Source organism: Streptomyces sp. NPDC040610, assembly GCF_055594065.1.
Map to the genome: position 1 here is coordinate 459,266 of NZ_JBVIXA010000008.1, position 14,063 is coordinate 473,328.

At 74.0% G+C, this 14,063-nt stretch carries 10 protein-coding genes; 7 read left to right on the plus strand and 3 right to left on the minus strand.

Features of this window, described 5'->3' with window-relative positions; genetic code table 11:
• Window positions 1-219 precede the first annotated feature (219 nt).
• Window positions 220-1,146 carry a DUF6214 family protein gene (locus ACZ6AA_RS27710; RefSeq protein ID WP_471460643.1) on the plus strand — a complete coding sequence of 309 codons (927 nt, stop codon included), beginning with the start codon at window positions 220-222 and terminating at the stop codon, window positions 1,144-1,146.
• Window positions 1,147-1,267: 121 nt separating this feature from the next.
• On the opposite strand, the gene ACZ6AA_RS27715 is transcribed toward ACZ6AA_RS27710, so the two are convergent.
• Window positions 1,268-2,014 carry a DUF305 domain-containing protein gene (locus ACZ6AA_RS27715; RefSeq protein ID WP_471460644.1) on the minus strand — a complete coding sequence of 249 codons (747 nt, stop codon included), beginning with the start codon at window positions 2,012-2,014 and terminating at the stop codon, window positions 1,268-1,270.
• Between the two features lie 175 nt (window positions 2,015-2,189).
• Between ACZ6AA_RS27715 and ACZ6AA_RS27720 the strand changes: the two genes are divergently transcribed.
• Entirely contained in the window at window positions 2,190-3,701 is a 1,512-nt protein-coding gene (locus tag ACZ6AA_RS27720) for an LVIVD repeat-containing protein (RefSeq protein ID WP_468456587.1), read from the plus strand.
• A 92-nt stretch (window positions 3,702-3,793) separates the two neighbouring features.
• On the opposite strand, the gene ACZ6AA_RS27725 is transcribed toward ACZ6AA_RS27720, so the two are convergent.
• On the minus strand, window positions 3,794-5,008 hold the full coding sequence (locus ACZ6AA_RS27725) for a DUF418 domain-containing protein (RefSeq protein ID WP_468456589.1): 1,215 nt from the start codon (window positions 5,006-5,008) through the stop codon (window positions 3,794-3,796).
• A gap of 246 nt (window positions 5,009-5,254) precedes the next feature.
• Between ACZ6AA_RS27725 and ACZ6AA_RS27730 the strand changes: the two genes are divergently transcribed.
• Both ACZ6AA_RS27730 and ACZ6AA_RS27735 read left to right on the plus strand, forming a co-directional pair.
• On the plus strand, window positions 5,255-5,929 hold the full coding sequence (locus ACZ6AA_RS27730; protein ID WP_471460645.1) for a response regulator: 675 nt from the start codon (window positions 5,255-5,257) through the stop codon (window positions 5,927-5,929).
• A 194-nt stretch (window positions 5,930-6,123) separates the two neighbouring features.
• Window positions 6,124-7,167 carry a sensor histidine kinase gene (locus ACZ6AA_RS27735; protein WP_468456971.1) on the plus strand — a complete coding sequence of 348 codons (1,044 nt, stop codon included), beginning with the start codon at window positions 6,124-6,126 and terminating at the stop codon, window positions 7,165-7,167.
• 201 nt (window positions 7,168-7,368) lie between these two features.
• Here the strand turns inward: ACZ6AA_RS27735 and ACZ6AA_RS27740 are convergent, their stop codons facing one another.
• Window positions 7,369-10,161, minus strand: coding sequence for a hypothetical protein (locus ACZ6AA_RS27740; protein ID WP_471460646.1), 2,793 nt, complete (start codon window positions 10,159-10,161; stop codon window positions 7,369-7,371).
• Window positions 10,162-10,282: 121 nt separating this feature from the next.
• On the opposite strand from ACZ6AA_RS27740, the gene ACZ6AA_RS27745 reads away from it, so the two are divergent.
• The 3 genes from ACZ6AA_RS27745 (at window position 10,283) to ACZ6AA_RS27755 (ending at window position 14,052) form a co-directional block, all read left to right on the plus strand.
• Window positions 10,283-12,643: a sensor histidine kinase gene (locus ACZ6AA_RS27745; protein WP_471460647.1), complete on the plus strand. Its 2,361-nt coding sequence runs from the start codon at window positions 10,283-10,285 to the stop codon at window positions 12,641-12,643.
• Window positions 12,640-13,317, plus strand: coding sequence for a response regulator (locus ACZ6AA_RS27750; RefSeq protein ID WP_468482760.1), 678 nt, complete (start codon window positions 12,640-12,642; stop codon window positions 13,315-13,317). The genes ACZ6AA_RS27745 and ACZ6AA_RS27750 overlap by 4 nt, the downstream gene beginning before the upstream one ends.
• A 75-nt stretch (window positions 13,318-13,392) precedes the next feature.
• A complete protein-coding gene (locus ACZ6AA_RS27755) occupies window positions 13,393-14,052 on the plus strand; it encodes a hypothetical protein (RefSeq protein WP_468456599.1) in 660 nt (219 codons plus the stop codon).
• Window positions 14,053-14,063 lie beyond the last annotated feature (11 nt).

The following is a 14,063-nucleotide window of genomic DNA, read 5'->3' on the forward strand; positions in this document are numbered from 1 at the left end:
TGCCGCGACGCGCGGAGGCGGGCGTGGCGGCGCCCGCGAGCCGTGTGCCGCTGTCAGGGTGCCGTGCCCCGCACCCTCGCGCGCGCCGTTCCTGGCGGAATGTGACTGTACGGCTACCGTGCGACTGTGCAGAAAGGTTCATATCGCAACGAGAATTATCATTTCCGATCGGATGGCGGGCGGACCTGGCGGGAGCCGCAGGGGGAGGCACCGGCGTGGATGCCTGAGTCGGGTTCGGGCGGCCCGGAGATCTACGGCGGGGTGGGGGAGCTGCGCAGGGTGGGGCCTGCGGGGCTGGCGGGGGTGGATGGGCTGGTGGCCGGTCCGGCCGGTGCGGAAGGGGACGCCGCTCCGGGGGCGGACGGCTTGGAGGGGTGGGCGGTCCCAGGGGTGGCCGGGGTCGGATGGTCGGGGGAGGAGGGCTTGGTCGAGGTGTCGTCGTGGTGGGTGGACGCGGGGGGTGTGGGGGCGGGTGCGTCGGAGGGGTGGGGTGTGCCGTCGGCGGGGAGTGCGGAGGGCCGGGCGGAGGCCGTGGCGGACGGGCCCAGTTGGCCGACGGGGTGGGCCAGGGGTGTGGATGAGGGGTGGTCGGGGGGTGAGGCGCTGCGGGACGACGCCCCGCCGTCGCTCTTCCACGTGCACCTCGCCTTCGGCGGCGACGGTGGCGGCACCGGACGTGGTGGCATCGGCGACGGCGGTGCCGAGGGCGGGTGTTGCCCCGACGCGCCCCGCGGCGCCGACGTCCTCGCGGTCGTCTCGGACGGCCGGATCGCCATCGAGGAGGTGCGCGCCCGACCTCCGCTTCCCCTGGACGACCTCGCGGCGCTCGCCGCACGGATCGAGGGCCCCCTCAACGACGCCTTCCGCGGCCTGGTCGACCGGCACGGAACCGCCGACGCGCTCTGCCGGGACGGCGTCGGCCCCGCCCAGGAGCCGCCGGGCGCGCGCCGGGGCCGCCCGTCCGCGCGGCGCGGCAGCGCGGTGCGCAACGTGGCGGCGGAGGCCTATCGCGGGGCGCTGGCCGACGGCGAGGACCCCGTGCTCGCCGTGATGCGCGCGACGGGGCGCAGCCGCCGCAAGTCGCTGCGCCTGATCGCGGGGGCGCGGGACGCCGGGCTCCTGATGTCGGGCCACCACCGCCGCTAGGCGCCCGCGCCCGGGGGTGTCGGCGGCCCCGGGCCTCCGGTCACGCGTCCCTGCGCACGACCCACCTCAACCTCGCGGCCGATGAGGCCGTCACCTCACCCGGGCGCCGCGGCGTGCCCCATCAGCCCATCCCGCGCATCCGATTGATCTCACTCGTCTGCTGCGCCACGACATCGTTGGCCATCTCCTCGACGAGCAGGTTGTTGCCCTGGGAGAGCGCGTCGGTGGCCATCGTCACCGCGCCGGTGTGGTGGGTGATCATCAGCTTCAGGAACAGCTGGTCGAAGGCCTCGCCCTTGGCGGCGCGCAACTGCTTGAGCTGGGCCTGGGTCGCCATGCCCGGCATGCCCGCGTGGTCGCCGTGACCGTCATGGCCGCCATGTCCGGGCTTCGAGGGCTTCGCCCCGGCCTTCCCCTTCTTGGCGTGGACCTTCAACCACCGCTCCATCGCGCCGATTTCTGGCTTCTGGGCGGCGGTGATGCGGTCGGCGAGACGCTTCACCTTGGTGGACTTGGCCCGCTTCGGGACGAGTTGGGTCATTTCCAGGGCCTGGCTGTGGTGCGGGATCATCTTCTCGACGTACTCGAAGTCGGCGGAGTTCGGGCTGTCGTCGTCGGTTCTCTTCTTTGCGGCGTCCTCGGCGGAGAGCGTCGCCGCCGTCTCGCCCGGTTTGCCGGGCGCGATGACCGAAGGCCCGGTCGAGGAAGGGGACTTGGCCTTGATCCCGGAGTCCGAGTCCGAGCCGGAGTCGCAGGCGCCGAGCGCGAGGACGGCCGCCGTGAGCAGTCCGGTCGCGACGTGGGCGCGCTTGACGGACCCGGCGTACGCGGGGGACGTACGGGCGGCGGACGTACGGCGGTGGGGCACGGCGACCTCCTGTGGCGCGCGGGGCGGTTGGGTACGTCCTAGCACGCCGATGAGCATCAGTGATCAGAAATGTTCATTACGACTGCGTTGCCGTCTGTTGATTTGTACATGAGGAGCACGATACTGCGGGTGTCCGTGAACCGTTCGCCCCTGAACGGGCACAAGGGAGGACGCAGTGACCCTGTTGAACGAACCCAGAACGCGCCGCAGACGCCTGGGAGTTGTCGCGGCCGCGGCCGGGCTGCTGGCCGCGCTGCTGACCGCGGCGCCCGCCGGGGCGACCCCGGACCCGGGTGACACCCCCAAGGCCCCCAAGAAGGTCTCGAAGAGCGACGCCGCCGACACCAGGAAGGCGATATCCGACGGCAAGATCCCGGCGCCGGACGAGATAGTCCACTCCGACAACATCGAGCACCTGACGAACATCCCCAAGGACGCGCTGCCCGGGACGAACTCGGACCTCGCCTTCCAGGGCAAGTACGCCTTCGCGGGCAACTACGACGGCTTCCGCATCTTCGACATCAGCAACCCGAAGAAGCCCAAGACGGTCGCGCAGGTCCTCTGTCCCGGATCGCAGAACGACGTGTCGGTCTCCGGCGACCTGCTGTTCCTGTCGACGGACTCCTCGCGCAGCGACAGCTCCTGCTCCAGCACGACGCAGCCCGCCACGGAGAAGTCGTCCTGGGAGGGCATGAAGGTCTTCGACATCAGCGACAAGAAGAACCCGCGCTACGTCGCCGCTGTCGAGACCGCCTGCGGCTCGCACACCCACACGCTGGTCCCCGAGCGCCGCAACGTCTACGTGTACGTCTCCTCGTACGCGCCGAGCGCGTCGTTCCCCGACTGCCAGCCGCCGCACGACGGCATCTCCGTCATCAAGGTGCCGCGCAAGGCCCCGCACAAGGCCGCGGTCGTCGGCTTCCCCGTGCTGTTCCCGGGCGAGGGCCCGGACGGCGGCGGCAACCCGGGCGGGCCCACCAACCCGGGCGTCTCCAAGACCACCGGCTGCCACGACATCACGGTCCTGCCCTCCAAGGACCTGGCGGCGGGCGCCTGCATGGGTGACGGGATCCTGTTCTCCATCAAGGATCCCGAACGTCCCAAGGTGATCGACCGCGTCCAGGACAACGTGAACTTCGCGTTCTGGCACTCGGCGACCTTCAACCAGCGCGCCGACAAGGTCGTGTTCACCGACGAGCTGGGCGGTGGCGGCGGCGCCACCTGCAACGCCGAGATCGGTCCGAACCGCGGCGCCGACGGCATCTACGAGATCAAGGGCTGGGGCGACAAGCGCAAGCTCGTCTTCAAGAGCTACTTCAAGATCCCGCGCCACCAGGCCGACACAGAGAACTGCGTGGCCCACAACGGCTCGCTGATCCCCGTCAAGGGCAAGGACCTCATGGTCCAGGCCTGGTACCAGGGCGGCGTCTCCGTCTGGGACTTCACCGACTCCACCAAGCCCAAGGAGATCGCCTACTTCGAGCGCGGCCCCATCTCCGCCGATCAACTCGTCGGCGGCGGCTCCTGGTCGGCGTACTACTACAACGGTCACATCTACTCGAACGACATGGTCAAGGGCTTCGACGTCCTGAAGCTCAACGACAAGCGCACCAAGCCCGCCGAGCGGGTCCGGATGCGTGAGCTGAACGTGCAGACGCAGCCGGAGTACTTCGGCTGGGACGACTGACACCCGGAACCCGTCTCGGAACCCTTGATCCGCAGGTTCCGAGACGGGTTCCCCCGTGCCACCGATGTCGTACGCCGGGGGCGTGCGGCCCCTCAGGGAACGCGTTCCGCGACCTTGGTCGCGCGCTGGAGCAGCGCCTCGAGCGGGCCGCGCCGGAAGAACCGCGTCCACAGCGCCGCAAACACGGTGACGCCCGCGACGAAGCCGAGAAGCATCAGCGTCGACTGCGGCAGTTCGTCCCCGCCGAGGAAGCGGATGGCGACGATGTGCAGGACGTACGCGGTCAGCGACATGCTGCCGACCGCGATCACCGGACCTGCCAGGCGCCGGAAGCGCGGCAGCGCGTCGACGGCGAGCAGACAGGCGGCGAGCACGGCGACGGCCACGCCGGTGTTCGCCACGATCGACAGGGTCGTCTCGCTGTGCGGAGCGGCGACGAACAGCCAGCCCCAGGTGTCCTCCTCGGGCCAGCCCGCCACGTCGGACCACCAGGCCGTGCCCGTCCCGCCGGCCGGGAAGCCCGCGTCGTGCAGGGCCCGCGCGACGCCGGGCAGGTGGTGCAGCGCCAACCAGGACCCGCCGTAGCCGAGCACGGCCAGGCCCACGCCGGTGGCGGCGAGGCGGATCCGGACGGCGGTGTCCGTCAGGTCGAGCCGCGCCACGGCCATGCCCGCGATGACGAACGGCAGCCAGGACAGGGCCGGGTAGGAGCCCGTGAAGAGCAGCGGGACCAGGCCGTCCGCGGTGCGCGGCCAGGCCAGGGGGCCGGTGGCGCCACCGCCGAGGGCGCCGTCCTCGTACACCGCTCGCGCGATGAAGAACAGCAGCTGGGGGAGGACGAGCGCCGTCACCACGGCGATCTCGGCGAGCGTCCGCGCCGACAGCCGGTACAGCGGCAGGACGAGCAGGAAGTACAGGCCGTAGAAGGCGAGGATCACCTCGACCGGTGTGCCGGTCATGGTGAGGGCGGTGCCGAGGGCGAGGAGCACGACGGCGCGGAGCGCGACCTTCGCCACGGCCTGGCGGCCCGCGCGGCCGGTCTTCGGCGCCCGGCGCCCCGTCATCAGGACGACGGAGAAGCCCGCGAGGAACGCGAAGAGCGCGGACGACCGGCCGTGGGCCAGTTCCATCACGAACCCCCGGGCACCGCCCGCCGTCGCGGGGTCGGGACCCACATGGGCCGCGTACATGCCGAAGACAGCGAGGCCACGGGCGAGGTCGACGCCTATGAGACGGCCGGTCGACCGCGCGTCGGCCACCGGCGGCGCGGCCGCTGCCGGGGCCGGTGCCACTGCGTTCTGTGTCATGTCCGCAAGCCTTGGCGGCGGGAACCGCGCACAATATCCGGCAGTCGTCCGGCACCGCTCCGCCGCCTGGCCCGCCTCTCCCCCCGAACGGCTGGAACCCCCACGCCGGGTGGCTGCCGTACGGGACCGCCCCCGTGCGCCGCCGACGCCGCCGCCTAGAGTCGTCCGGGGACGATCACGAGGGCGGCCCCCTCGCGGACGGCCGGTCGGCCGGTCCGCGTGACCACGACGGCGAGGCGGGACAGTGTGATCCGGGTAGTGGTGGTGGACGACGAGGCCCTGGTGCGGTCCGGGTTCGAGCTCATCCTGAACGCGGCCGACGACGTGCGTGTCGTCGCGACCGCCGCCGGAGGCAACGCCGTGGACACCGTGCGGCGCGAGCTCCCCGATGTCGTACTCCTCGACATCCGCATGCCGGACGTCGACGGCCTCACCGTCCTGCGGGAGCTTCGGTCACTGGCCGAGGCACCCGTGGTGGCGATGCTGACCACCTTCGACACCGACGAGTACATCGTGACCGCGCTGCGCTCCGGGGCGGCCGGGTTCCTGCTCAAGGACACCGAGCCCGACCAGCTCGCCCAGCTGGTGCGCACCCTCGCCGCGGGCGGCGTCGTGATGTCACCCAAGGCCTCGCGCTCCATGATGCGCGCCTATCCGGGTCCCGGCGGCGGCGCGTCCGGCGCCGACCGGGCCCGCGTGGAGCGCCTCACGGACCGCGAGCGCGCCGTCCTCGTCCTCATCGCCGAGGGGCTGACCAACGCCGACATCGGCACCCGCCTCCACCTCAGCGCGGGCACCGTCAAGGACCATGTGAGCGCCATCCTCACCAAGCTCCGCGTCACCAGCCGCGTCCAGGCGGCCCTGCTCGCCGAGCGCGCGGGGCTCCTGGACGCGGAGGGCCGCGCGGAGGAGCCGCGGTGAGCGAGCGGGCGGACGACGAGGGAGCGTCGCGCGCCGCGGCGGACCGCCGGGCCTCGTTCCCTTCAGCGGACCGCCGGGCGTCACGGCCGTCGGCCGACCGGCCGGGGACGCTCGCGGCACTCAAGGCCCCGTGGCCACGCCGCCTCCCCCCGTACCTCATCGACCTGATCATCGTCGTCTGCGCGGTGATCGACATGGGCTTCACCACCGACTTCTACGACGAGACCCCGGAGGCCCTGACCGCGGCGGCGGTGGCCTGCGCCGCGCTGGTCCTCCGGCGCCGGTTCCCGCTCGCCGTCGTCCTGCTGACGCTGCCGTCCAGTCTGATGGTCGAGCTGACGGTGCCGCCGTTCGCCGCCCTGTTCACGCTGGCCGACCGGACCCGGGACCGCAGGCTCCTCGCGGCGTGCGCGACCCTGTCGGCCGCCGCGTCCGCCTTCCCCTGGCCGCCGGGTTCGCTCACGTCCGACGACCAGACCCGGACCCTGATCTACTTCGTCTACACGCTGACGACCGCGGCCGCGCCCGTGCTGCTCGGCCAGCTCACCCAGGCGCGCCGGGACCTCTCGCGCCGCCTGGCCGAGATCGACGAGGTGCGCGAGCACGAGCGGGCGCTGCACGCGCAGGCCGTGCTCGCCCGGGAGCGCGCGCAGCTGGCCCGCGAGATGCACGACGTCGTCTCGCACCAGGTGTCGCTGATCGCGGTGCGGGCTGGCGCCTGGCAGGTCGCCGCCAGGGACACCGACTCGAGGGAGGCGGCCCGTACGATCCGCTCCCTGAGCGTCAACACCCTCGACGAGCTGCGGCACATGGTCACGCTGCTGCGCGCGTCCGGTGGCCGCGCCACCGAGCTCACGCCGCAGCCCACCCTCGCCGACCTCCGGGCCCTGGTCGGCTCCAGTGGCATCGAGGCGGAGCTGACCGGCGCGCTGCCGCCCGACATCGCGACGCCCGCGCAGCGCACCCTGTACCGCACCGTGCAGGAGGCGCTCACCAACGTGCGCAAGCACGCGCCGGGCGCCCGCGCCCGCGTCCACCTGTGGGACGACGGCACGGAGTTCGGCGTCACGGTCACCAACAGCCCGCCCGGGCGCCCCTCCCTGCCCCTGCCCGGTTCCCAACAGGGGCTCATCGGCCTGCGCGAGCGAGCGGACCTGCTGCACGGCACCTTCCACGCGGGCCCCACACCGGACGGCGGCTACCGGGTCAGGCTCGGCGTCCCGAACACGGACGACTGAGTCCGCCACGCCCGCACCCGTCGCCCGCTGCGACCGGTCACACGGTCAGCCGCCGCCATGACGTACCCAGGCCAAGGCATTGCCCAGCCGCGAGGCCGCCCTTCGGGTGACCAGCAGGTCGCGCCCGTAAGGCGTCAGCGGTTCGGCCGGCGTGGTTGCCGCCCCGCCGGATCAGGTCCGGCCCCCGGTCGACACCGAGCCTCAGCCCCGCACCCGCACCATCACCGACCGCGCCACCGGAGCATGCGCGTGGTTGAACGCGCGGATCAGGAACGTGTGCCGCCCCGCCCGCAGCCGAGCCGTCGCCGTCAGCCCGCCGCTGGCCGCGTCGAAGCGGTGGGCGATTCGTTCGCCGTCCACCTCCACGCTGATCCGCTCCGCGGCGACGCCCGACACCGCGTCAGTGATCCGCGCCGTGAGCCGCACGGTCGGGCCGGTGACCTGGGTGCCGTCCTTCGGCGTGACCTTGTCGATCACCGGAGCGAGGGCGGGCTGCCTGCCCGGCCGTTGGTGCGGCCGGTCCCGGCGGCGTTGGATGCGGGCCACGGACGGTGGCACCGCCGCACCGCCCAGGTCGGCCTCGAAGACGAGGGGCAGATCGACGCCGGGCCGCGCCTTCGGGCCCGCCGTGACCGTGAACTTCACGCCGACCCGGCCCCCGGCGGGCACCCGCACCTGTGTCTGACGAGGTGTCACCGACCAGTCGCCGAAGGCCCGTCCGGACACCGTCACGGTCTGCGCGGAGGTGTTGAAGTTGTAGACGTCGACCGTCATGCGCGTGGACGCGCCGAGTCGGTAGCCCAGCGGCGGCTCCGCGTCGCCGTCCTCCTTGTTGGGCGCGGCGTTCGCGGACGCGTACCGCTGGCTGAGGACGATGTGCTCCGCGGCGGACAGCGGCCGGGCCCGGACGCGGTCGTCGCCCGCCGGGGGCCTCGGGCGGCGGGGCGGGGGCGCGTCGGTCACCAGGTAGAGGGGGTCGCGGGACGCGGCGACGCGTACCGTGCCACGAGCCGACCGGGCCGGGGTGCCGCAGGCGGCGCCCATGATGTCGTACACGCGCGTCGGACCGTCCGGCACGGGCACGTCCACGTCCCGTGGCTGCGGCGCGCACACCACCGTCACCGTGCGCCCGGCCCCGTCCCCGAACACGAACCCGACCGCGTGCGGCAGCAACTCCTCAAGCAGGCCCGCGTAGTTGGCCTCACCGAGGAGCCCGGTCAGGGCCGCGTACGCGCTGAACGCGGGCAGCGGCTGGAAGTCGCGGCTGAGCAGCGCGAACGACACGCCCTCGTCGGTGCACGGCGGCCCGCAGAACCAGAACTGCCGCTCCGTGCCCGCCGCCAGGCTCTCCACCGTCGACAGAACGAGATAGCGGGCCTGCGTGCGCTGCGTCGCGTACGCCGGGTCCGCGCCCGGCCCGGACGGCAGGAACGCGCCCGACTCCGTCATCCACAGCGGCGTCGCCGCCCCGAACCGCTCCCGCAGCTCCGCCTGGTCCTCCGCCGACGACGGGAAGTCCGGGTCGGCGTCGTCCAGCGGCGGATAGCCGTGGAAGCTCCACACGTCCGCGTACCGCACCACGTCGTTGTGCAGCATCAGCTCCTGGAACACACCCTCCCCCGCGATCCCCGGTAGGACCACCGGCGGCGCGTCCGGCTGATCGGCGATGCCCAGCGCCGCCGCCTTCACGTACGCGGCGTGCTGGTCGCCCGTGCTCGCCGTGTCGTCCACGTCCGGCTCGTTCGACAGCTGGAGCGCGTCGGACACGACCTGCTTGCCGCGGCCCGCCAGGTGCGCGCCGTAGCGGTAGGCGTGCCGCAGGTCGGCGGGCAGCGGCACGGAGGTCTGCGTCAACGCCCAGTCCGGCGGCGGCGAGACGACCTCAAGGACCTTCAGGCCACGCTTCTGGAACGCCTCGACGACCGCCTCGTGCAGGCCGCTGTCGAACGGCCCGTCCGGCTCGCGCTGGGCCGCGGGCCAGGCGCTGCCGTCGCGCACATACCGCATGCCCATCGACTCCATCGCCGTCGCCAGGGCGGGCACGAGAGGAGGCGGGACCAGGGCGTGCGTGAAGACGTTCACGCCGAAGCGGTTGGCCGGGCCGCGTGGGGCGCGGCGCGCGGGCAGGCGCGCGAAGCAGCCGGTGACGGTGTCCTCGGGGGCCGACGTCAGCGCCGCGACGGCACGGTAGTTGCCGGGCGGCAGCACGGGGAGCGAGGCGTGTGCCGTCCCGGCGCCGGGCGGGATCGGGACGGCGCCGGACGCCACCTGCCGGGAGAAGTAGTCGAGGACGCGGTACGCCACGGTCGCCGCGCGCGGCGCCGCTCCGTTTAGGCCGAAGCGGAGCTCCGCCGGGGCGTCACCGCGGTAGTGGCCGAGGTTGTTCGCCGGGCCCCGCAGCCGCACGGAGCGCAGCCCGACCGGGACCGGCGTGAGCGTGAACTCGTCGAGCAGGAACCGGTATCCGTTGTAGTCGTCCAGGACAGTCGGCCCGTCGACCGTGAACGTGAGGGTGTTGACGCCGCGCCGCAGCTCCACGTCGCCGAGGGCGAGCCGTGACAGGTCGCCCCACGCCTTCGGCGACTCGTACCAGTAGGGCTGCGAGCGCGTCACCGCCCACGACGCCCCGCCGTTCACGGCGAGCCGGAAGTACGAGCCGGTCTCCTCGATGTGCGGCTGCTCCACCGGGACCGTCGCGACGGCCTCGATCCGGTGGGGCCCGGCGGTCGGGACGTTCACGGTGTACGTGGCGTACCAACCCCGGGGCGGCGGCGGGGGCTCGGCCGTGGCCAGGGCGAGGAGCGCGCCGCCCGATGCCCTCGGGTCCCGGGCCGTGGGGATGCTGGAACGGGTCGGGGACTCGCCCGGAACGGTGATCACGGAGGCGTCCCGGTCGCGGCCGGGCGCCGTCGTCCTCGCCGCCGCGGCCGTCGCGGTCAGGGCGAGCCCTGCGGCGAGACCTCCGGCGACGGCTGTGCGTCGGTCGATGCTCATGCCTCCAGCAGACCGTGGCGCGGGCTCGCGGACGTCCTGCCCGAGCAGGAAGTCCGTCCCGATCGCCCGGCCCAGGCCTTCTCCACCCATGGGTGGAGAAGGGCGCCGGTAGGGTCGGAGCGTGGGACGGGGAGCGGTACGCGGATGGCCGGGGGCCGCCGACGCGGCGGTGCCCGCCGTGCTGCTCACGGGGCATTTGGTGGTGCTCGTGCTCGCGGGGGTCCTGACCGGGTCCGGCGGCGCCGACGGCCGGGCGGTCCGGCAGGTCCTGGTCGGCGTCCTCGCGATGGCGGTGGGCGCCGTCGGGCTGCTGTGGCGCAGGGTCGCGCCGTTTCCGGTGTTCGGTGTGGCGCTCGTCGCCGACGGGGCGGCGGAGGCACTGCTGCCGCAGGCGGCGCTGACGCCCGCGCTGCCCTGCGCCCTGTGGGTCGCCCTGTTCTCGCAGGCCGCACACGGCACCGCCAGGCGCGCGCTCGGGGCCGCCGCCCTCGCCACCGCCGTGCTCCCGCTGCACGGGATCCCCGTACCCGGCATCGGCGACGGAGCGGGACCCGACACGGGATCCGACACGCGAGTCGGCACGGGATTCGACGCCCCCGGCCCCCTGCTCGACAGCCTCATCGCGGGCGCCCTGCTGCACCTCCTGATCGTGCTGTGCGGCACCCTCCGCAGGCACCGCACCGCCCGCCGTGCGATGGTCATCGGCCGCCTCGCCGCCGTGGAGCGCGAACGCCGTGCGGCGGCGAACGCCGAACGCGAACGCCTCGCCCGCGATCTCCACGACGCCGCCGGACACCACCTCACCGCCGTCGCCGTCCAGAGCGCCGCCGCCCTCCGCCTCGCCGGGAGCCGCCCCGAACTGGCCGCCGAAGCCCTGACCTCGGCGGCCGCCACCGGCCGCGACGTCCTCGCCTCACTGGGCCGACTCGTCGCGGTCGTGGGCGACGACACGGACGAAGCGGGCGCGCCCCACGAGTCCGTCCCCCACCTGTGCGCGGGCCTGGAACGCCTCGGCTTCCCCGTCACCCACCGCACCGAAGGCCGCCCCCGCCCGCTCCCGGGCGACATCTCCGTTGCCGCGTACCGCGTCGTCCAGGAGTCCCTGACGAACGCGATGCGGTACGCGGCCGGGGCACCCGTCGCGGTGTGGCTGCGGTACGGGGCCGGGGAGTTGACGGTCATGGTGGTCAACGGGAGGCCGGGGGACGGGCTGTCGGCGGGCGGGGGCGCGTCGACGGGTACGGGGCGGGGGCTCGCGGGGATGCGGGAACGGGTCCTGGGCGTGGGAGGAGCGGTGAGCGCCGGGCCGACCAGGAGCGGGGGATGGGGTGTTGAGGCGACCTTGCCGATTCCGGGAGGTCGGCCACGGGTGCGGAGCGCGGTCGTGGACGCGGTGTTGTTCGCCCTCTGCACCGGGCTGCCGCTCCTGCTGTCGTACGCCGGTCCCGATCCGCTCCTGCCCGACCCGACACTGTCCCAACTGGCGGCCCTCAACGCTCTGTTGATCGTCCACGCCGCCCCGCTGTTCCTGCGTCGACGCGCACCCGCCACGGCTCTTGCGGCCATGCTGACGACGACCCTCGGATGGTCGGCGGCGGCCGCCCTCGGGCCGCTCGACTCCGACTGGCTGGGGCCGCTCGCCCTGGCGTGGACGGCGGAACTGGCCGCTCTGCACGCGGTCGGCGCCTACGGCCCGGCCCGCGCGACCTGGCCCGCCCCCGTCGCCGTCGGCCTCGTCGGAGGTGTCGCGGTCGGGCTCGCGGTGGCAGGCGATCCGGGGGAGTCGGCGGGCCCCGGCGCGGTCGCGCTGCTCGCCGCACTCGGGCTCGCCACCGTGCCCTGGCTGCTGCCCGTCTGGGCGCTCGGCCTCCTCACCCGGGCGCGGCGTGGCGTGGGCGGACCTTGGGAGCAGCGGCTGCTCGACACGGTCGCCGCACGGGTGGGCGAGGCGGTGGCCGGTGAGCGGCGTCGCGTCGCGACGGGCCTGCACGCGACGGTCGTGGAGCACACCGTGGCGCTCGTACGCCATGCGGAGGCGGGCGTCGCCGGGGCCGTGGCGGCGAGGACGGCCTTGGGCGAGGTCACGGGCGCCGCACGCAGGGCGCTCGCGGGGCTGCGGGAGTTGCTGGACGCGCTGGAGGAGCGGGGGGCCGGTGGCGGTCCGGAAGGCGCGGCGGAGGGGGCTTCGGCCAGGGAGTCGCGCCCCGCCGCCGTACCGCTGGACGTACCCATGCCGGGGCATGAGACCGAGCCCGTCCCGCCGACGGACCCACGCACCGCGCCCGTGCCGAAGCAGCCGCCCGCGCCCGTCCCGAACACCTCCAGGCCGAAGCGCCCGCCCGAGCCCGCCCCGCCGACGCCCGCCCCCGCCCCGAACACCCCCAAGTCGAAGCCCACGCCCGCCCCCGCCCCACCGACCGGCACCCTCCCCCCGCCCTCACCGGCACCCCCCGCCCCCACCCCGAAGGAGACCCCCGCATGACCGTCCGGGTGGTCGTGGTCGACGACCAGTCCGTGGTCCGCGCCGGATTCGCGGCCGTGATCGACGCCGAAGCCGACCTGACCGTCGTCGGCCAGGCGGCGGACGGCGCCGAGGCGGTGGAACTCGCCCGTGTCCTCCGCCCCGACGTGGTCCTGATGGACATCCGTATGCCGGGCGTGGACGGCCTGACCGCGACCCGCCTGCTGACCTCGGCGGAGCCGCCCACGCGGGTCCTGGTGCTCACCACGTTCCGCCGGGACGAGTACGTCTTCTCCGCGCTGCGCGGCGGCGCCTCCGGCTTCCTCCTGAAGGACTGCGAACCCCAGGAACTCGTCGACGCGATCCGCACGGTCGCCGCCGGTGAGGCGCTCCTCGCCCCCGAGGTCACCCGCCGACTCATCGACGCCTTCGCCACCGGCACGGTCGGCCCGAGGCCCCGCCCCGACGGCCGCCTCGACGTCCTCACCGGGCGCGAGCGCGACGTCCTGCGCGAGGTGGCCCGCGGCCTCAACAACCCCGAGATCGCGGCGGCCCTCGGCATCGGCCGCTCCACCGTCAAGACCCACATGAACGCCCTGCTGGCCAAGCTCTCCCTGCGGGACCGCGCGCAAGCGATCATCTTCGCGTACGAAGTGGGCCTCGCCGGTCCCGGGGACCCCAACGGCCCCTCCTGACCCGGGTGAGAGCATGTGGGACCGCCGCACTGGCGGAGCCACGGGGACATCGGGGAGATCGGGGAGAGGGACGGCTTGGCGCAGCAGCTCATGGCGTACCGGGTGGACTACACCAGGAGCGCACCGCAGATCGTGAACTGGCGGCCGCCCCAGAAGTCGCGCGACGGCGGCGAACTGGCCTGGCTGAGTCATGAGCACGACCACGGCCCTGGGGCCCCGGCGGGCGGGCGGCGCACCTCCGCACGCACCTTCCACGTCACCGTGGACGGCATGCCCCCCATGGCCCGCGTCCGGACCGAACGGCAACTGGGCCGCGGGCACGCCGTGTACCTGGTCGACGACGGCTACGACGCTCCGCTCGGCCGGATCACCCACCGCCGCCGCCCCTTCCGCCGGACCGAGTGGACCGTGGAGCCCACCGTCGGCCCCGCCGTCCGGGGCCGCAAGGGCCGCCTCTTCTGGTGGGCGGTGTGGTGGCCCCTCGGATGGTCCGTCGCCCTGGTCGTGACGATCACGACCCTGCTCGGCGAGGGAGACGGCGGCTTCGGTTCGCCCCGCCGGGTGATCTGGCGTGACGGGGCGGGCCGCGCCCACCTCGTCTTCCGGGGCATCGCCGACGAGTACCAGGTCCTGGAGGAGGGCTGGGACCCCCGTCTGGTGAGCGCGCTCGTCGGCCTGCACCAGTCCTTCGACCCTTCGGACGGGGCGCCGGCCGACGGCTGGTACGGCGGGTGAGCGCGCCCCGG